This is a genomic window from Xanthobacter dioxanivorans (genome assembly GCF_016807805.1).
In the GTDB taxonomy this organism is placed as follows: domain Bacteria; phylum Pseudomonadota; class Alphaproteobacteria; order Rhizobiales; family Xanthobacteraceae; genus Xanthobacter; species Xanthobacter dioxanivorans.
The window spans coordinates 4317368-4336453 of sequence record NZ_CP063362.1 but is presented as its reverse complement, the minus strand read 5'-3'; the positions used below and the strand labels follow the sequence as shown (position 1 = coordinate 4336453).

At 69.2% G+C, this 19086-nt stretch carries 18 protein-coding genes; 10 read left to right on the top strand and 8 right to left on the bottom strand.

All coding sequences use genetic code 11. The annotated features are described in order from the left end of the window. Positions 1-234: 234 nt before the first annotated feature. A complete protein-coding gene (gene eno, locus EZH22_RS20190) occupies positions 235-1518 on the bottom strand; it encodes a phosphopyruvate hydratase (protein WP_203192249.1) in 1284 nt (427 codons plus the stop codon). A 240-nt stretch (positions 1519-1758) separates the two neighbouring features. Here eno and queF point away from each other — a divergent pair, with 240 nt between their 5' ends. Next, entirely contained in the window at positions 1759-2211 is a 453-nt protein-coding gene (gene queF, locus EZH22_RS20185; protein WP_203192248.1) for a preQ(1) synthase, read from the top strand. Positions 2212-2267: 56 nt separating this feature from the next. Then, positions 2268-3293, top strand: a complete 1026-nt coding sequence (locus EZH22_RS20180; RefSeq protein ID WP_203192247.1) for a hypothetical protein — start codon at positions 2268-2270, stop codon at positions 3291-3293. A gap of 11 nt (positions 3294-3304) precedes the next feature. Here the strand turns inward: EZH22_RS20180 and EZH22_RS20175 are convergent, their stop codons facing one another. The 3 genes from EZH22_RS20175 to EZH22_RS31930 form a co-directional block, all read right to left on the bottom strand. Further along, complete coding sequence (locus EZH22_RS20175; RefSeq protein WP_203192246.1) at positions 3305-4312, bottom strand: CobW family GTP-binding protein; 1008 nt, start codon at positions 4310-4312, stop codon at positions 3305-3307. A gap of 80 nt (positions 4313-4392) precedes the next feature. Next, on the bottom strand, positions 4393-4884 hold the full coding sequence (locus EZH22_RS31935; RefSeq protein ID WP_231711070.1) for an LVIVD repeat-containing protein: 492 nt from the start codon (positions 4882-4884) through the stop codon (positions 4393-4395). Further along, positions 4809-5630: an LVIVD repeat-containing protein gene (locus EZH22_RS31930; protein ID WP_231711069.1), complete on the bottom strand. Its 822-nt coding sequence runs from the start codon at positions 5628-5630 to the stop codon at positions 4809-4811. The genes EZH22_RS31935 and EZH22_RS31930 overlap by 76 nt, the downstream gene beginning before the upstream one ends. A 229-nt stretch (positions 5631-5859) precedes the next feature. Here EZH22_RS31930 and EZH22_RS20165 point away from each other — a divergent pair, with 229 nt between their 5' ends. From EZH22_RS20165 to EZH22_RS20145, 5 genes are all read left to right on the top strand, one after another. Then, positions 5860-6765, top strand: a complete 906-nt coding sequence (locus tag EZH22_RS20165) for a GntR family transcriptional regulator (RefSeq protein ID WP_203192245.1) — start codon at positions 5860-5862, stop codon at positions 6763-6765. Between the two features lie 262 nt (positions 6766-7027). Continuing rightward, positions 7028-8083, top strand: coding sequence for an ABC transporter substrate-binding protein (locus tag EZH22_RS20160; RefSeq protein WP_203192244.1), 1056 nt, complete (start codon positions 7028-7030; stop codon positions 8081-8083). Beyond that, a complete protein-coding gene (locus EZH22_RS20155) occupies positions 8080-8913 on the top strand; it encodes an ABC transporter ATP-binding protein (RefSeq protein WP_203192243.1) in 834 nt (277 codons plus the stop codon). The genes EZH22_RS20160 and EZH22_RS20155 overlap by 4 nt, the downstream gene beginning before the upstream one ends. Then, a complete protein-coding gene (locus EZH22_RS20150; protein WP_203192242.1) occupies positions 8913-9668 on the top strand; it encodes an ABC transporter permease in 756 nt (251 codons plus the stop codon). Before EZH22_RS20155 ends, EZH22_RS20150 begins: the two co-directional genes overlap by 1 nt. Beyond that, on the top strand, positions 9665-10546 hold the full coding sequence (locus tag EZH22_RS20145) for an ABC transporter permease (RefSeq protein ID WP_203192241.1): 882 nt from the start codon (positions 9665-9667) through the stop codon (positions 10544-10546). Before EZH22_RS20150 ends, EZH22_RS20145 begins: the two co-directional genes overlap by 4 nt. Before the next feature lie 174 nt (positions 10547-10720). Here the strand turns inward: EZH22_RS20145 and EZH22_RS20140 are convergent, their stop codons facing one another. From EZH22_RS20140 to EZH22_RS20130, 3 genes are all read right to left on the bottom strand, one after another. Then, positions 10721-11485 (bottom strand): SDR family NAD(P)-dependent oxidoreductase, encoded by a 765-nt coding sequence (locus EZH22_RS20140; RefSeq protein ID WP_203192240.1) that lies wholly within the window; start codon positions 11483-11485, stop codon positions 10721-10723. Between the two features lie 90 nt (positions 11486-11575). Then, on the bottom strand, positions 11576-12883 hold the full coding sequence (gene hisD / locus EZH22_RS20135) for a histidinol dehydrogenase (protein ID WP_203192239.1): 1308 nt from the start codon (positions 12881-12883) through the stop codon (positions 11576-11578). Positions 12884-12894: 11 nt separating this feature from the next. Further along, a complete protein-coding gene (locus EZH22_RS20130; RefSeq protein ID WP_203192238.1) occupies positions 12895-13845 on the bottom strand; it encodes a cyclase family protein in 951 nt (316 codons plus the stop codon). A gap of 303 nt (positions 13846-14148) precedes the next feature. On the opposite strand from EZH22_RS20130, the gene EZH22_RS20125 reads away from it, so the two are divergent. Beyond that, entirely contained in the window at positions 14149-14919 is a 771-nt protein-coding gene (locus EZH22_RS20125) for a TetR/AcrR family transcriptional regulator (protein ID WP_203192237.1), read from the top strand. Between the two features lie 75 nt (positions 14920-14994). On the opposite strand, the gene EZH22_RS20120 is transcribed toward EZH22_RS20125, so the two are convergent. Further along, on the bottom strand, positions 14995-15897 hold the full coding sequence (locus EZH22_RS20120; protein ID WP_203192236.1) for an NAD(P)-dependent oxidoreductase: 903 nt from the start codon (positions 15895-15897) through the stop codon (positions 14995-14997). 581 nt (positions 15898-16478) lie between these two features. Here EZH22_RS20120 and EZH22_RS20115 point away from each other — a divergent pair. Together EZH22_RS20115 and EZH22_RS20110 are read left to right on the top strand one after the other, a co-directional pair. Further along, positions 16479-16955 (top strand): (2Fe-2S)-binding protein, encoded by a 477-nt coding sequence (locus tag EZH22_RS20115; RefSeq protein WP_203192235.1) that lies wholly within the window; start codon positions 16479-16481, stop codon positions 16953-16955. Further along, positions 16952-19069: a xanthine dehydrogenase family protein molybdopterin-binding subunit gene (locus tag EZH22_RS20110; RefSeq protein WP_203192234.1), complete on the top strand. Its 2118-nt coding sequence runs from the start codon at positions 16952-16954 to the stop codon at positions 19067-19069. Before EZH22_RS20115 ends, EZH22_RS20110 begins: the two co-directional genes overlap by 4 nt. Positions 19070-19086: the final 17 nt, after the last annotated feature.

Here is a 19086-nt window from a genome sequence, read left to right as displayed (position 1 = left end):
CACGCCTGCGATACGTCCGCCCCCTCCCGACCGGCGCTGACGCCCGGGGGCGTCTGCACCGGAACCCTGCCCTGCCGGCCGCACCGGTTTCGGGCCCGGGTGGATCCCCCGGACGAGCCGGGGGATGACGGTCGGGAAAAAGAGGACGGGCGCGAAAGCCGACCACGGGCACAGCAGCGGCAGCACCTGTCCACGCCGTGCCTCCTCACCCGATGGCGGGCGGGGCGTCGAGCCTCAGGCCAGCGCCTTGAGCGCGGCCTTGCCGGCGTAGCGGGCCGCCCCGCCCAGCTCCTGCTCGATGCGCAGCAGCTGGTTGTACTTGGAGGTGCGGTCGGAACGGGCGAGCGAGCCGGTCTTGATCTGCCCGCAATTGGTGGCCACCGCGAGGTCGGCGATGGTGGAATCCTCCGTCTCGCCCGAGCGGTGGGACATGACGGCGCGATAGCCCGCCTTGTGGGCCATTTCCACCGCGTCCAGCGTCTCGGTGAGGGAGCCGATCTGGTTCACCTTCACCAGGATGGCGTTGCCCACGCCCTCGCGGATGCCGCGGGAGAGGCGCTCCACATTGGTGACGAACAGGTCGTCGCCCACCAGCTGGCACTTGCCACCGATGGTGTCGGTGAGCAGCTTCCAGCCGACCCAGTCGTCCTCGGCCATGCCGTCCTCGATGGTGACGATGGGATAGCGGGCCACCAGCTCGGCCAGATACGCCACCTGCGACTCGATATCGCGCGAGGTGCCCTCGCCCTCATACTGATAGACGCCGTTCTTGAAGAACTCGGTCGAGGCGCAGTCGAGGCCGATGAACACGTCGTGGCCCGGCTTGAAGCCGGCCTTGTCGATGGCGCCCATGACGAAGTCCAGGGCCGCCTCGGCGGAGGCGAGGTTGGGGGCGAAACCGCCCTCGTCGCCCACATTGGTGTTGTGGCCGGCGCTCTTCAGCCCGCTCTTCAGGGTGTGGAAGATCTCCGCGCCCCAGCGCAGCCCTTCGGCGAAGGAGGAGGCGCCGGCGGGCAGGATCATGAATTCCTGGAAGTCGATGGGATTGTCCGCGTGGGCGCCGCCGTTGACGATGTTCATCATCGGCACCGGCAGCACGCGGGCATTGACGCCGCCCACATAGCGGTAGAGGGGCAGGCCCTTGGCCTGCGCCGCCGCCTTGGCGACCGCCAGCGACACGCCGAGGATGGCATTGGCGCCGAGGCGGGCCTTGTTCGGCGTGCCGTCGAGGGCGAGGAGGCTGGCGTCGATGTGCGCCTGCTCCTCGGCCTCGAAGCCGCCGATGGCCTCGAAGATCTCGCCGTTGACCGCGTCCACCGCCTTGGACACGCCCTTGCCCAGGTAGCGGCCCTTGTCGCCGTCGCGCAGCTCCACGGCCTCGTGGGCGCCCGTGGACGCGCCCGAAGGCACGGCGGCCCGGCCGAGGGAGCCGTCTTCCAGCACCACGTCCACCTCGACGGTGGGATTGCCGCGGCTGTCCAGGATCTCGCGTCCGATGATGTCCACGATGGCGGTCATGAAGGCTCCTTGCGTGCTTCGTCGCCCGTGGCGGGGGGCTGAGAAGGACACGCATTGCCCCTGCCCCGGCCCGCTCCCGGGAACCGGAAGGCGCTCGCCCCCCCGGCGCGCCGCTTCTAGCGCGATCCCAGCCCCATGCGAAGGCCCCTGTGCGCGCCGTTGCCGCAAAACGGCCGGACGGCGGTTGAACATTGCCCCCTCCGCCGCTATGCCCGCCGCTCCCGGCCCGAAGGATTGCGCATGACCGATCGCCCGCTCCAGCTCGGCGAAAAGACCGCCTGGCCCACGTCCCCCGAGGAGGCGGTGCTCGACCGGGTGCCCAACCCGCATCCGGACGCGGACTATGTGGCGCGCTTCACCTGCCCGGAATTCACCTCCCTGTGCCCGGTGACCGGCCAGCCGGACTTCGCCCATCTGGTGATCGACTACGTGCCGGATCGCTTCTTGGTGGAATCCAAGTCGCTGAAGCTGTATCTCGCCGGCTTCCGCAACCATGGCGCGTTCCACGAGGATTGCACCATCGCCATCGCCAAGCGCCTGGTATCGCTCCTGGAACCGCGCTTCCTGCGGATGGCCGGCTACTGGTACCCGCGCGGCGGCATCCCAATCGACGTGTTCTGGCAGACCGGCAGGCTGCCCGAGGGCACATGGCTGCCCGACACCGGGGTTGCGCCCTATCGCGGTCGCGGGTGAAGGTGGGACCATCGGCGCCAGGGGCGGCGCAAGGGCAAGCAAGCGAGGGCACGCTCATGGCGAAGCTCATTGTCACCAACGGCGATTCGGCGGTGGAACGGCTGCGCGCGGCCGGCATCTTCGGTCACCTCCTTCCCTGGCAGGACATGCTGCACGACGGGCCGGTGCCGCCCGGTACCATCCTTGAGGAGGTGTCGGACGTGCGCGCCGACTTCCTCTCGGACGCCCTCGGCCTGCCGTTCGACGAGGTGAGGGCGGATTTCGCCCACCGCGACGCGCAGATCGAGGTGCACTCCGCCTACGCGCAGGTGGAGCTGTGGTTCGAGCACGACCTTTACGACCAGCTCCAGCTGATCCAGCTGCTCGACTATTTCGCCCACGAGGAGGAGCGCATGGGCCTCTTCCTGGTGCAGGCCTCGCACTATCTGGGCGTCATGGCGCCCGACGAGATGCGTGCCCTGGAAGCCCACCGCGCGCCGGTCACCCATGTGCAGCTGGAAATCGCCCGCGAAGCGTGGGAGGCATTCACCGCGCCCACGCCTCGTCCGCTCGCCGACTTCCTCGCTCGCGCACACGAGATGCGTGGCCGCGGGCCCCTGCCCCACCTGCTGCCGGCCCTCGCCCGGCTCATCGCCGAGCTGCCGGCGCCCAGGAGCGGGCTGTCGCTCACCGAGGAACGCATCCTTCGGCGGCTCGCGGACGGGCCGGCCAAGGTGGCGCACGTCTATGCGGCGGTGCATTCCATGGACGAGGCGCAGTTCCTCGCCGACTTGCCGTTCTTCCTGCGGCTCGACGGGCTCGCCTTCGCCCACGAGCCGCTCATCGCCGGCCTGCCCTTCCGCTCCAGCGATGCGGGGTCCATGCGCTTTGCCCCCGGCGACGACAGCGCGGCGGCCGGCTCCTATCGGGCCTATGCCGCCGCCGAGATCAGGCTCACCCCCGCCGGCGCGGCGGCGCTCAAGGGCGGCTTCGACCATGCCAGCGCCAACGCGGTGGAGCGCAGCGTCGGCGGCACCCGCGTCTGCCCCGGCGCCATGTGGCGCTACGACCGGACCCGCCGCGCGCTGGTCGCCCCGAACTGACGCCGCCGGCCTCAGCCCGCACGCATGGCGGCGTCGGGGTCGAGGCGCGCGGCGTCCGCGGCCACGAGGTCCAGGTGGGCGGCGAACAACGCCACCACCTTCTGCCGCGACAGGCCGCGGGTGATGAAGACGAGGCGGGTGCGCCGGTCGGCGCCGCCTGCCGTCGCCGGCCAGGCGGAAAGCTCCTCCGGCGGGGCGGCGAGGTGCTGCACATGGTGCACCACCACCGGCCCGGCGCAGCCTTCCACGTTCACCAGCCCCTTGACCCGCAGCAGGTCCTCCCCGCGGGTAGCCGCCAGCGCATCCATGATCCGGGTGAACAGGGCCCAGTGGAACGGCGCGTCGAAGGTGAGGACGAACGACACATAGGGCGCGCCGGCCGGGAGCGCCGGCTGCGGCGTGCAGGCAAAGCCCGTGCGCTCATGCCCCGGCGCGCCGAAAAGGAAAGCGGGCGCCTCGCGCACGTCGGCCGCATCGGCGATCGCCGCCTGCGGATTGAGCGCGCCGACGAGGGCACGCGTCGCCGCCGCACTTGCGGGCGGGAGAAGGTCGGCCTTGGTGAGGACGATGCGGTCCGCCAGCGCCACCTGCTCGCTCCAGATGGGCGCATGGGCCTGGGTGCGGGACGCGAGGACGCTGTCGACGACGGTAACGAGGCCCTCCAGGGCATAGGCGCTGGTCACCGTGCGGTCGGTGGCGAAGTTCTGCAGCACCGGGGCCGGCTCGCTCACGCCGGAGGTCTCCACCACCACCCGGTCGAAAGGCGGCACCGCGCCGCGCTCGCGGTCGGCGTAGAGCGCCCGCAGCGCCCGGTTCAGGTCGCTGCGGGCGGCGCAGCAGATGCAGCCGTTGCCGATGAGGGTCACGTCCTGCGAGGCGGTGCGCAGCAGCACGTCGTCGATGCCGGTCTCGGCGAACTCGTTGACGATCACCGCCGTGCGCGCCGCCGCGGGATGGGCCAGCGCGGCGCGGATGAGGGTGGTCTTGCCGGCGCCGAGGAAGCCTGTGACCACCGTCACCGGAATGCGCCCCGCCCCCGGCCGGCCGAGCCGCCGGCCGAACGGGCCGCCGCCGAAGAGCGTGGCGGGTGCAAGCGGGCTCAGAAGTCCATCTCCAGCACGTAGAGGCCGCCCACGTGGCGGTCGACCGTGTAGACGATGCCGCGCTCGTCCACGAACACGTCATTGAGCTGGATCGCGCCGGTGGGCGCAAGGCGCGGCGCCGGCGGCACGAAGTGGCCGATCTCCGTGGGCTGGTAGGGGTTGGAGATGTCGTAGGCGCGCAGCCCGCCATTGAAGAAGGTGCCGATGATCACCTGGTCCGAGAACCAGGAGGTCGGCAGCGGCACGTTCTCGTGCAGGTTGTGGGCGCCGATGCGCCCGCCCCGGTGGGCGTAGACGTCCAGCGCCGGCGGCGGGCAGGTGGCGATGGGGATGGGGTTGGTCTCCTCCCGCACGTCGAGGATCCAGATGAGCTTGGGCCAGTCCTTGCCGTCGTCCACCACGGATTCATCGCTCACCACCATGAGCCCGCGGTCGAACAGCGGCAGCGCGGTGTGGGTGAAGCCCACGTAGGGGGGGAATTGTCCCACCGCGCCACCTGCTTGGGCGCCGACTTGTCGGAGATGTCGAGGATGATCATGCCGGCATCGAGATAGCCGAGATAGCAGCGGTCCGGCCGCTGCGGGTAGACGTTGGTGTTGTGGGCGCGGAAGCCGAAGTCGTTCTCCGGCTTGTGGCGCACCGGGGGCGGGGCGGCGTCGCCCTCCCGCGTGCCGGGCAGCCACCAGCGCCCTGCCTCCACCGGCTTCGACGGATTGCGCACGTCGATGATGCGATAGCACTGGTCGTCCAGCGGGTTGCGCGGGATGAAGTCGGGCGCGCCGGCGGCCATGTGGACGAACTCGCCGTCGCAGAACCACAGCTGGTGCACCCCGCGCGAGTGGGGGCCGGAGGCATCGAGGAAGGCGATGGAGCGCGGGTTCTCCGGCACTGACACGTCGAACAGCTCCAGCCCCGCCGGCTGCTGGCCGGCCTTCTGGGTCTGGTAGGCCACCGCCATGATGTCGCCGGTGACCTCCAGCGAGTTCGAGCGCATGTGCGACTGGGGCAGCTCGGTCTGCACCACGATCCGCGGGTTCCTGGGATCGGTCACGTCCATGCCGGTGAAGTTCTTCGGCGCGCTTTCGTGGGCGAGCCAGAGGATACGCCGGCCGTCCCTGGCGATCTGGATCGACATGCCCTCGCCGAGGCCGCCGAAGCCGCCGAGCTCATGCTGGGCGAGCAGGCGGAAATTGCGCGTGGAGCCCTGCTCGCCGGCGGGCGGTTGCTTGGTCATCAGCATGATGCGTCCTTAAGGTTCGGCGGCGGCGGGACGCGCGGAGCTCCGTCTGGCGAGCCGTCCGCGGGCCGCGTGATCCGTCCCTATTTTCTCTCAGGACTTCGATGTTCGATCAAGTGCATTCTGATCCAACAAATCGATCTATCGACGATTTTGCGATTTGTGTTCATAATGACCGGCATACGCAGCGCATTTGCGGCCAGCCGCACACTTGTTGGAATTTCAGATGCCGAATTCAAAGACCAAGCCCGCCTCGCGCGCCACTTCCGCCGCAGCCGGCGCTGCGAAGGCAGCCGCGCTGAAGCCCAACGCGGCCAAGGCCGGACGGGCCTCCGCCGCCCCGGTGCGGCGCCGCGCCACCCGAACCGGAGCGGGGGCGGACCCGCATGACGGCAAGCCCGCGGCGGTGGTGCTCGACATGGAGACCGCCGCCGGGGAGGGCGATCCCAAGACCCTGGGCGAGGGCATCTACGCCCGCCTGCGCTCGGACCTCATCGCCGGTCGCATCACGCCGGGCACCCGCCTGCCCTTCCGCCAGCTGAGCGCCCGCTACGAGGTGGGCATCGGCCCGCTGCGCGAGGCGCTGGTGCGCCTCGCCTCCGAGCGGCTGGTGGACTTCGAGGGCCAGCGCGGCTTCATGGCGGCGCCCCTGTCCCTCAAGGACCTCAACGATCTGTGCCAGCTGCGCATCCAGCTGAGCTGCCAGGCGCTGCGCGATTCCATCGCCCGCGGCGGCGAGGATTGGGAGGACGAGATCCTCGTCGCCCTGCACCGCCTCGTGCGCAGCCCCCTGCCCTCCTCCTCCGACGACAATGCGGCAATCGACGAATGGGAGCGGCGTCACGACCGCTTCCACACCAGCCTCATCGCCGCCTGCGAGTCCCGTTGGCTGCTGCATTTCTGCGCCACCCTGTCGGACCAGTGCCAGCGCTACCGCCGCTTCATCGTGCTCAGCATGGCCCAGTCCTATTCCCTGTTCGACGAGGTGCGCAGCCAGCACCAGGCCATGGCCGAGGCGGTGCTGGCGCGGCGGGCCGACGAGGCCGAGGTGCTGCTGATGGCGCACTATCGCGACAGCCTCGCGCGGGTGATGGAACAGATGGAGAGCTTCGTGCGCAGGAAGCGCGCCTGAAGCCGGAGCCGGCTGCGGCGCGGCCGCGCAAGGCCCATCGCGTGAGTGCGCCGAAATTTGGTTGACACCCGTTTGTTCGAACATCAGGATATTGATCGAACGCTCAATAAATGTTGCAGCATCGTTCCGCCGAACGGGCCTGATACCCCAAGGGGAGCCGGACAACGCCACCGGCGCCCTGGTCGCCGGACCGGCACAAGCTCACCACCGAACGACTGCCGCCTCGAGCGGCGGCGAAAATAAAACGAGATGGGAGGATGGAATGAACATGCATCGCAGGCGATGGATTCGCCGCGCACTCGCCGTCGCCGCCATGGTCTCGACAAGCTTCGCGCTGGGGGGCCTCGCCACCCCCGCGGCGGCCGATCCGATCAAGATCCGCATCGGCTGGTCGACCATGCCCGGGCACATGATCCCGGTGCTCTATTCGAACCCCAGCGTGCTCAAGCACTACGGCAAGAGCTATGTGGTGGAACCGATCCTGTTCCGCGGCTCGACCCCGCAGATCACCGCCATGGCGGCCGGCGAGATCGACATGGCGGCCTTCGCCGGCACCGCCCTCGCCTTCGCGGTGAACAATGCCGGGCTCGATGTGAAGGTGGTGGCCGACATCATCCAGGACGGGGTCGGCGACTACCATTCCGACACCTTCCTCGTGCGCGCCGACAGCGGCATCAACAAGCCGGAGGACCTGAAGGGCAAGCGCATCGGCACCAACGCCATCGGCTCCGCCTCCGACACCGGCATGCGCGTACTGCTGCTCAACAAGGGCCTCGTCGACAAGCGCGACTACACCTCCATCGAGGTGGCCTTCCCCAACATCCCGGCCATGATCGAGGAGGGCAAGATCGACATGGGCATGGTGGTGCAGCCCATGTCCGACAAGCTGGTGAAGTCGGGCAAGTTCAAGGTGCTCTACACCATCAAGGACTCCGTCGGCCCGTCCGAGCTCGTCTTCCTCACCGCCCGCAATGACTTCCTGCAAAAGAACAAGCAGGCGGTGATGGACTTCTTCGAGGACCACGTCCGCGCCATGCGCTGGTTCATGGATCCGAAAAACAAGACCGAGGCGAGCGCGCTGATCGGCAAGTTCATGAAGCAGCCGCCGGAAAACTTCGACTACATGTTCACCACGGCCGATTATTATCGCGACCCTTTCCTCATCCCCAACATCCCGAACCTGCAGAGCATGGTGGACGCGTCCGTGAAGGCCGGCGCCTTGCCCGCTCCCTTCCAGGTGGCGCCGAAGCACGTGGACCTGAGCTTCGTCGAGGAAGCCAAGCGCCGCATCCAGGCGAGCGAGGGCAAGACACAATGAGCGCCCAACGCCTCGACGCCCGAACGGGCACCGATCCGAACGCCGTGGGGATCGAGATCCGCGATGTCAGCCATCATTATGGCGGCCGCAACGGCCAGGGCGGCGTCACCGCCCTCGACCACATCACCCTCGACATCCGGCCGAACGAGTTCCACGCGTTGCTCGGCCCGTCCGGCTGCGGCAAGAGCACCCTGCTCTATCTCATCGGCGGCTTCATTCCGGTGCAGTCCGGGGTGATCGAGACCGCGCGCGGGCCGGTGACCGGCCCCAATCCCGAGCGCGGCATCGTGTTCCAGAACTTCGCCCTGTTTCCCTGGAAGACGGTGCTTCAGAACACCCTCTACGGCCTGGAGAAACTGGGGCTTCCGAAGAAGGAGCGCGAGGAGAAGGCGCGCCACTTCATCGATCTCGTCCACCTGTCCGGGTTCGAGAACGCCTTCCCCTCCCAGCTCTCCGGCGGCATGCAGCAGCGCGCCGCCATCGCCCGCACGCTGGCGGTGGACCCCGAGATCCTGCTCATGGACGAGCCGTTCGGGGCGCTGGACGCGCAGACGCGGCGCGTCATGCAGGAGGAGCTCCGCTCCATCTGGCAGCGCACCCGCAAGACCGTGGTGTTCGTCACCCACGACGTGCAGGAGGCCGTGTTCCTCGCCGACCGCATCTCCATCATGAGCGCACGGCCGGGCCGCATACAGCACGTCATCGACGTGGGCTTCAACCGCGAGCCCGGCGAGGACGTGGTGAAGAGGCCGGAATTCGTCGAGATGGGCGAGCACATCTGGGGCCTCGTGCGCGACCAGGCCATCGCCGCAACGCGGAGCGCCCACTGATGGGAAGCCTCGCCAACACCGCGGTGCGCTATGCCCCGCTCCTCATCGTGCTGGTGATGTGGGAGATCATCGCCACCGCCGGCCCCCTCTCCAACCAGCTGTTGCCGGACGTGATGTCGGTGCTGGCGGCGCTGTGGGACCTGATCCTCGACGGCGAGATCATCCGCCATGGCCTGCGCTCCCTCACCCGCGCCGCGGCGGGCTTCGGCCTGGCGGTGCTGGTGGGCTCGGCGGCGGGGCTGCTCATGGCCTCGTTCCGGCCGGTGCGCCTGCTGGTGAACCCGGTGGTGCAGATCTTCTACCCCATGCCCAAGTCGGCCCTGATCCCGGTGATGATGATCTGGTTCGGGCTCGGCGACATGTCGAAGATCGTGCTGATATTCATCGGCTGCCTGCTGCCGGTGATCGTGAGCTCGTACAACGGCGCGCGCGGGGTCAACCCGTTCTTCCTGTGGTCGGCACGCTCGCTCGGGGCATCGCCGGCGGCGACGCTGCTCCAGATCACCCTGCCGGCGGCCATGCCGGAGCTGCTCAGCGGCATCCGCACGGCCCTCGCCTTCGCCTTCATCCTGATGGTCTCGTCCGAATTCGTCATCGCCAAGGACGGGTTCGGCTACCTGATCAGCCAGCTCGGCGACGGCGGCGCCTACGCCTCCATGTTCGCCGTCATCCTCGTGGTGGCGGCCTTCGGTTTCACCGCGGACCGGCTCTACGGAAGCTTCGTGCGGTACCAGCTGCGCTGGAGGGAGCCATGAACCGATCGGCCACCCCCACCGTCTCAGCGACACCCATGGAGCGCCCCGGCTCCCGCCCCGCCACCGCGCCCGGCCCCGGCGCGCCGCTCCTGGGGGCGTGGCGCGGCATCGGGCGCCGGCTGACCGGCGACACGATGATCCAGTGCCTCGTGGTCCTGGTGCTGCTGGCGGCGTGGGAAACGGTGACGCGGCTCGGCCTCGTGCATCCGTTCCTGCTGCCGCGCCTGTCCTCGGTGCTGATGCGGATCGGCGCCAACGTCGCCGCCGGAACCGTCTTCGCCGACCTCGGCCTCACCCTCTACCGGGCGGCGACGGGCTTTGCCATCGCGCTGGTGGTGGCGATTCCGCTCGGCGTGCTGATGGCGCGCAACGCCGGCGTGCGCTGGTTCTTCGACCCGCTGATTTCGGTGGGCTTCCCCATGCCGAAGATCTCGTTCCTGCCGATCTTCATCCTGTGGTTCGGCATCTTCGACACGTCGAAGATCGTGATGATCGCCTTCTCCTGCTTCTTCCCGCTGGTCTCGGCGACCTATGCCGGCACCCTCGGGGTGGACAAGTGGGTGGTGTGGTCGGCGCGCTCGTTCGGCGCCACGCAGAACGAGGTGCTGCGGGAGGTGGTGCTGCCCATGGCGCTGCCCCAGATCCTCACCGGCGTGCAGATCGCGGTGCCGGTGGCGCTCATCACCACCGTGGTCACGGAAATGCTGATGGGCGGCCCCGGCATCGGCGGCAGCATGATGCAGGCGGGGCGCTTCGCCGACTCGGTGGGGGTGTTCGCCGGGATCGTGGAGATCGCCCTCCTTGGCGCGCTGGTGGTGCGCGCCGTCGAGCGCCTGCGGGCCTACCTCCTGGCCTGGCACCCGGAGACGCGGCGCTGAGCGAGACGCACGCCGCCGTCTGCCTTGCGGGGGTCTCATCCCAACAGCGAGACCCCCGCATTTTATCCCGCCGACGGTAGGGAAACTTCTCCCACCGGAACGAAAAACCCCCGCGCGGCACGTCAAGCCAGGCGGGGGTTTTTTCTTGCTCGGCAGCGAGCGAGGCCCGGCGCCCTATTCCGCCGTCCAGCCGCCGTCGACGACGAGCGAGGACCCGGTCATCAGCGCCGCCGCGTCCGAGGCGAGGAAGACCACCGCGCCCATCAGGTCCTCCACCTCGCCGATGCGACCGAGCTTGATCTTGGAGAGCACGCTTTCCCGGAAGGCCTGGTCGGCGAAGAACGGGCGGGTCATGGGCGTCTGGATGAAGGTGGGCGCCAGGGTGTTCACCCGCACCCGGTGCGGCGCCAGTTCGATGGCCATGGCCTTGGAGAAGCCCTCCATGGCCCATTTCGAGGCGCAATAGATGGAGCGGCGGGCGCCGCCCACATGCCCCATCTGCGACGAGACATGGATGATGGACCCGCCCTTCCCGGCCGCCACCATGCCGCGCGCCACCGCCTGGGCGACGAAATACGCCGCGCGCACGTTGATCGCCATGACCGCGTCGAAATCCTCGATGGTCACGTCGGTGAAGGCGCTCGGCCGGTTGGTGCCGGCGTTGTTCACCAGCACGTCGAACGGGCCGGCGGCGGCCAGCGTTTCCTGCATGCGCGGCAAATCGGTGACGTCGAGGGCGAGGGCCCGCGCCTTGCCTCCCTCGGCGCGGATGGCGGCGGCGGCGGCCTCCACCTCGTCGAGACTGCGGGCGGCCAGGGTCACATCAGCCCCGGCCTGGGCAAGGGCGGCGGCGGCGGCAAGGCCGATGCCGCGACCGGCACCGGTGACGAGAGCACGCTTGCCGGAAAGATCGAAGCTTGGCGTCTTCGGTAGGTCCATGGCGCCCTCCCAGAGCAACCGCGAAAAGGGGCGAACACAAAAAGGGACCCGCGCACGGGTCCCTTGCGAGGGCGGAGGCAGGCGAGCCGCCTATTCGGCCGCCGTGGCGTAGGGGATGTTGCGCCCGCCATAGCGGCGCACCCGCACGTTGGCCTGCTCCGCATGGCCGGCGAAGCCCTCCAGCATGCACAGCCGGGAGCAGTATTCCCCGATCATGGCCGAGGCCTCGTCGGTGAGGACCCGCTGGTAGGTACAGGTCTTCAGGAACTTGCCCACCCACAGCCCGCCGGTATAGCGCGCCGACTTGAGGGTCGGCAGCGTGTGGTTGGTGCCGATCACCTTGTCGCCGAACGCCACGTTGGTGCGCGGGCCGAGGAACAGGGCGCCGTAATTGGTCATGTTCGCCAGGAAATAGTCGGGGTCCCGGGTCATCACCTGCACGTGCTCGGAGGCGATGCGGTCGGCTTCCCGCACCATCTCCTCGTAGCTGTCGCAGACGATGACCTCGCCGTAGTCCTCCCACGCCTTTCGCGCCACCTCGGCGGTGGGCAGGATGGTGAGCAGGCGCTCCACCTCGGCCATGGTCTCGCGCGCCAGCTTCTCCGAGTTGGTGAGCAGGATGGCGGGCGAGTTCGGCCCGTGCTCGGCCTGGCCGAGGAGGTCGGTGGCGCACATCTCGGCATCCACGCTCTCGTCGGCGATCACCAGCGTCTCGGTGGGGCCGGCGAACAGGTCGATGCCCACGCGGCCGTAGAGCTGGCGCTTGGCCTCGGCCACGAAGGCGTTGCCCGGGCCCACCAGCATGTCCACCGGCTCCATGCTCTGCGTGCCCAGCGCCATTGCGCCCACCGCCTGGATGCCGCCGAGGCAGTAGATGGCATCCGCCCCCGCCAGGTGCTGGGCGGCGACGATGGCCGGCGCCGGCTCGCCGTGATAGGGCGGCGCGCAGGTGACGATGCGCTTCACCCCCGCCACCTTGGCGGTGATCACCGACATGTGGGCCGACGCCAGCAGCGGATACTTGCCGCCGGGCACGTAGCAGCCCACCGAGTTCACGGGGATGTTCTTGTGCCCGAGCACCACGCCGGGCAGCGTCTCCACCTCGATGTCCTTCAGCGCGTCCTTCTGGTGCCGGGCGAAGTTGCGCACCTGCTCCTGGGCGAAGCGGATGTCGTCGAGGTCGCGTCTCGTCAGCTTCGACAGGCAGGCCTCGATCTCCTGCTCGGAGAGCCGGTAGTCGTCGCGGTCCCAGCCGTCGAACTTCACCGACAACTCGCGCACGGCGGCATCGCCCCGTGCCTCGATGTCGGCGAGGATGCCTTCAACCGTGACACGGACCTTGTGAAGGTCCTCGGCGCGGGCGGCGGCGTCGCGGCTGGTCTTGAGAAAGCGTGCCATGGTCTGACGCCTCACTTCACCGCCTGGGGATTGATGGGGGAGCCGGCGCCGCCGGGCAGGTGCAGGGGCGGCGCGGTGAAGAAGAATTCGTACACCTTGTCGGCCGCGCAGTCCTCCGCGAGCTCCTTCAGGTAGAAGATCTCCCCCATGGAGATGCCGATGGCGGGGATGACCACCCAATGCCACGGCTGGTTGGCCTCATCGGTCTCGTTGGGCCGCACCTCGCAGCCCCAGGTGTCCGAGCAGATGGCGGCGATGTCCGTCTCGCGGATCCAGTAGCAGGTCTCGAAGGCGAAGCCCGGGGCGGCGCCGCCCGCATAGCCGCTCCAGTCCTTGTTCGCGAGGCAGCGCTCCTGGTGGCCGGTGCGCACGATGACGAAGTCGCCCTTGCGGATCTCCACGCCCTGCGCCTTGGCTGTGTCCTTGAGGTCGGCGATGGTGATGGCATAGCCGTCATCGAGAGAGGCGACACCCTTGAAGCGCGCCACGTCCAGCAGCACGCCCCGGCCGACCATCTTGTCGCGCACGTGCTCGATGCCGAGCTTTTTCGCGCCACGGGCGTCCACGAGGTTTGCGTCGTAGCCGTTGTACATCTTGTCGCCGAGGAAGATGTGGCACAGCGCGTCCCACTGGGTGGACGCCTGGCAGGGCATGTTGATGGCGTCGTCGGCGTAGCGCAGGTACGGATAGGGCGTGTCCTGGTTGCCGGCGACGGCATCGGTGCCCGTGGCGAGCATGGTGTGGATGGGGTTCCACCGGCCGCCGAACAGCCCCGACTGGATCGGCTCCTTCAGCGACAGGCCGAGCGAGAACACCTTGCCCTTGCGGATCAGCCGGCCGGCGGCGATCACGTCCTCGGGGGAGACGTTGTTGAGGGTGCCGATCTGGTCGTCCTTGCCCCACCGCCCCCAGTTGGAGAGCTTTTCCGCCGCTTCGAGAATGGCGGCACGGTTGACCTGCATGATTTCCTCCGGTCTCATTATCGATCGATAATTAGCAGAAACAGGCAGGGGCGCAACCCTCGCCGACCGGCTCGGACGGGGGCAAAAAGGGCCGGTTTCGCGGCCGGTCGCGGCGTTCCGCCAGCGCCACCCGCCGGGGCACGCGCGGGACGCTTTTTCGTGGAATGGCTGCGGCTTTCCGTCGAAAGGGTAAATCCGCTCTCGTCCGGTAAGATGGCGGCGATTCACCGCCTGGTGCGAAACGGGGGTCGATCGCTCCGGGCGGGCTGCGTTCCGGAGCCTGGTGGCAGAAGGTGATGCGACATGGAGCGGGCAGCGGGGCGGCGCAAGGCGAAGCCGGAGCAGCGGGGCCAGGAAGCGCGGGGCGAGCGCGACGCGCCGGCACCGAAGCGCCGCCTTTCGGCGGAGGACCGCCGGCAGGAGATCCTGACGAAATCCATCGAATACTTCTCCAAGGTGGGGTTCGGCGGCGGGACGCGTGACCTCGCCCGCCATCTCGGCACCACCCAGCCTTTGCTCTACCGCTACTTTCCCAACAAGGACGCGCTGATCCAGGAGATCTACAAGGTCGTCTTCCTCGACCAGTGGAAGCCGAGCTGGGACGCGCTGCTCACCGACCGCAGCCGGCCCCTGCGCGCGCGCCTGCAGGACTTCTACGAGGCCTATACCGACACCATCCTGACCCCATTGTGGATCCGGATCTATTTCTTCGCGGGCCTGAAGGGCGAACACATCAACGAGCGCTACATCACGCTGGTCGAGGAGCGACTGCTGTCGCGCATCATCCGCGAATTTCACGTGGAGCAGGGCCTGGAACCGCCGGAGACGATCGGCAACCGCGATCTGGAAATCGCCTGGAACCTGCAGAGCGGCATCTTCTATTACGGCGTGCGCAAGTACATCTATCACGCCCGCACGTTCCTGCCGAAGAACGAGATGATTTCCTGCGCGCTGGACCTGTTCTTTGGCGGCTATGCGGAGATCTTGGCCCAGCGGCGGTGCGAGGCCCGGGCCGTTGCCCCGCCGCCGGCGAAGCCGCGCACGCGCTCCCCGCGCAAGACGGGCCCCGCCTGAGCCCGCCTGCTCCCTCGACGAAGGCCGGCGCCGGAGGGGTCCGCACCGCGCCGGCGAGGCGGACCCGACCGCCGTTTATTCGCCGCGCGGCGCGCTCATCTCCTTGAGCACCGAATAGAGGCCCGCCGTGTCGTCGGCGTGCCGCCCGGCGCCAAGCGCTGCCACGTAGAAGGGAATGCTCGCCGCCAGGAGCGGCGTCGGCACCCGCATGTCGCGGGCGAAGTCGCTGATGAGGTCGAGATCCTTCATGTAGACCTCGAACTTCATGCCCGCCGGCTGGTAGCATTCCTCGAACATCATCGGCGCGCGCACCTCGAACATGCGGGAATTGCCGGCGCCGTCGCGGATGGCCTCAAACATCATCTTCAGGTCGAGGCCCGAGCGATGCGCCATGAGCACCGCCTCGGCGGTGGAGAGGTTGTGGATGGTCACGAGGAGGTTGGCGACGAACTTCAGCTTCGTGCCGGAGCCGAACGGCCCCACATAGCGCGTCGAGCGGGCGAAGCCGTCGAACATGGGACGCAGCCGCTCGACCACCGCCTCCTCGCCGGACGCGTAGAGCACGAGGTCGCGCACCGCCGCCTGCGCGCCGGTGCCGCTCACCGGGCAATCCAGCACCGGATTGCCCTTCGCCTCGAACAGGTCCCGGCAATAGTCCTTGGCATAGAGCGGGAAGGTGCTCATCTCCACCACCGGAACGCCGGGGCGGATGGTGTGCACCAGGCCCTCCGGCCCGCCGCATACGGCCTTCAGCGCGTCCACGGAGGCGAGGGCGATGAGGATCACGTCGGCCTGCGCCGCCACGTCCCCGGGCGAGGCGGCAACCGTGCCGCCCATCGCCGCCAGGGCCGCCTGCGCCGCCGGCGCCACGTCGAAGCCGACGACGTCGAAGCCGCCCTCCCGCAGGTTGCGCGCATAGGCGGAACCCATGATGCCGAGGCCGACGATGCCCACGCGCGGGCGCTCAGGTGTGCTCATGCTGTTTCCTCCGACCCGGCCGGGCCGGCCGAACCGCTTCGGGCCGGAACCGCCGGTGCATGTTGATGGCTTTTCAGGTCGCGGAACACGCCGTGGCCGTATCCCTCGAGCAGGGTCCGGCGAGCTTGGACCAGCCGCACCGGTCAATCGCTCCCCCCGCCTGAGGCGAGGGACCGTTCGGCGCCGGCCTGCAGGGCAAGGTCCGGCGGAACCTGCCGTCATTGGATAATTGACAAGCTGCTCAATAGCAAGGATTATCGACTGATAAACAACCCTTTCGATGCCTGGGGCCCCGCCCGCCCGGCAAGCGGGTCCGCGGAATTGGCCGACGCCCTTGTCCATCGTTTCACCGGCTTGCCGACGTTCCTTCTTTCCTCGCCGAGGCGGTTCGTCCACAAGGGCGCGGTCGAGCATGCAGGCGTGACAGCGCAGATCATCGGCGGAGGCAACGATATGGCGTGGCCCATCCCCGTTTATCCAGCGAGCTCTTGCCCGGCGCGTTCTTGCCTGGCGCGTTCTTGCCCCGGCGCATCGCCGCGCCGGTCCGGCGTTGGATTATCCTGCGGCTCCATGGAGGCGTCATGGCCAGTGAACTTGCGTTTCGGGTGAACGGGATCGAGCGGCGCGTCACCATCGACGACAGCGTTCCGCTGATCCACGTGCTGCGCAACGAATTCGACCTGAAGGCGACCCGCTTCGGCTGCGGCGAGGAGCAGTGCGGCGCATGCATGGTGCTCGTCGACGGCAAGCCGGCCTATTCCTGCACGCTGCCGGTGGGCGACGCGGCTGGCCGCAGCATCGAGACCGCGGAGGCCATCGCCGACGGCGCGCATCCGCTCCGCCAGGCGTTCCTCGACGAGCAGGCCGGCCAATGCGGCTATTGCCTGTCCGGCATCGTGTTGTCGGCAAAGGCGCTGCTCGACCACAACACGGCGCCCTCGCGCGCCGAGATCATCGCCGCGCTGGAGCCGCATCTGTGCCGCTGCGGCGCCCAGGGGCGCATGGTGCGGGCGGTGGAGCGCGCTGCCAGCCTCCTGCGGAACGAGGTGGCGGCATGATTCCCAACACGCTGCCCCAGAGCCTCGCCGACAATCCGCGTATCGACCAGTGGGTCGGCATCCTGCCCGGCGGCCAGGTGGCCCTGCGCACCGGAAAGGTGGAACTCGGACAGGGCCTGCTCACCGCCCTCGTCCAGATCGCCGCCGAGGAGCTGGACGTGGCCATCGCGCGCATCCTGCTCACGTCCGGCGACACCGTCGCGGCGCCGAACGAGGGCTATACGGCCGGCAGCCGCTCGGTGGAATTGTCCGGCGGCGCCATCCGCCTCGTCTGCGCCGAGGTGCGGGCGCTGATGCTGGAGGCGGCGGCCGCGCGGCTCGGCTGCCCGGTGCGCGCCTTGTCCGTCACAGACGGCACGATCCTGCGCGACGATGCGCCGACCGGCCTCGACTACTGGATGCTCGCCGGGTCGGTGGACCTCGCGCGACCGGCCAGCGGCACCGCGCCAGCCAAGCCCGCCGCCGCCTTGCGCATCGTCGGCACGGACGTGCCGCGCCGCGACCTGCCGGAGAAGCTCGGCGGCGCTCCCTTCATCCAGGACCTCGACTTTCCCGGCCTGCTGCACGCCCGCGTGCTGCACCGTCCGCGCGTGGGCGCCCGGCTTGCCGCCCTCGACGCGGCCGGCGCCCTCCGGGCTGGCGGCGACGCGGTCGCGCTGGTGCGGTCGGGCGACCTCGTCGCGGTGATCGGGGAGCGCGAATGGCAGGTGGCCGCCGCCTTCGAGCGCCTGCGCGAGCGGGCGCGCTGGGAGGGCGGCGTGACGCTGGACGCGGCGGATTCGGAGGCATCGAGCCTGCTTGCGCGGCCGCTTGCTCCGGTGCGGATCATCCGGCAAGGGGAGGCAGGCGGGGAGGCGGCGAGCCACCGGCTGGAGGCCACCTATTCCAAGCCCTATATCGCCCACGCCTCCATCGCTCCGTCCTGCGGCCTCGCCCGCTTCGAGCATGGCACGCTCACCGTCTGGACCCATTCGCAGGGCGTCTTTCTCCTGCGCGGCGCCATCGCCTGCGCCCTGAAGCTGGCGCCGGATTCCGTCCACGTCATTCACCACCAGGGGGCGGGCTGCTACGGCCACAACGGCGCCGACGACGCCGCCTTCGACGCCGCCTTCGCGGCGATGGCCCGGCCGGGGCAGACCGTGCGGGTGCTGTGGACCCGCGAGGACGAGCTGGGCGTCGCCCCCTTCGGCGCGGCGATGCTGGTGAAGGTGTCCACCGACCTCGACGCCCAGGGCCGCCCCCTCGCCTGGACGCAGGAGATCTGGAGCCCCACCCATGCCGCCCGGCCGGGCATCAACGGCGCGGTCAACCTGCTCGGCGCGCAGGCGCTGGAAGACCCGCCGCAGGACCCGCCGCCCGTCGACCTCAGCGAGGCGGCCGGCGGCGGCGCGACGCGCAACGGCTTCTCGCTCTACGATTTTCCGCAGACCATCGCGCACCATTTCGTCGCCGAAAACGCAGTGCGCACCTCGTCCATGCGCGGGCTCGGCGCGGTCACCAACGTCTTCGCCATCGAGTGCTTCATGGATGAGCTGGCGGAGGCGGCCGGCATGGACCCCGTCGCCTATCGGCTGTCGCTGATGAGCGACCCGCGGGCGCGCGCGGTCATCGCCGCGGCGGCGGACATGTCGGGCTGGGGGGCGGTGATGCCGGACGGCACCGCCCGCGGCTTCGCCTTCAGCCGCTACAAGAACTTCGCCGCCTACCTCGCCACCGTGGTGGAACTCAAGGTGGACGAGGAGGTCCGCGTCTCGCGCGTGTGGTGCGCCGTGGATGCCGGGCGCGTCATCAATCCCGACGGCGCGCGCAACCAGATCGAGGGCGGCGTCATCCAGGCCACCAGCTGGGCGCTGAAGGAGCAGGTGCGGTTCGCCGACGGCAGGGTCGCCTCGGACCAGTGGGAAACCTATCCCATCCTGCGCTTTTCCGAGGTTCCGGAGATCGAGACCCGCATCCTCGGCACGCCCGAGGACCCGCCCCTCGGCATCGGCGAGGTGTCCCAGGGGCCGGTGATCGCCGCCATCGGCAATGCGGTGGCCGGCGCCCTCGGCGTGCGGCTGCGGCATCTGCCGCTGACGCGCGCGCGCATCATGGCCGCTCTGCTGGAGGAATGACGCGGCCGGGGACGATC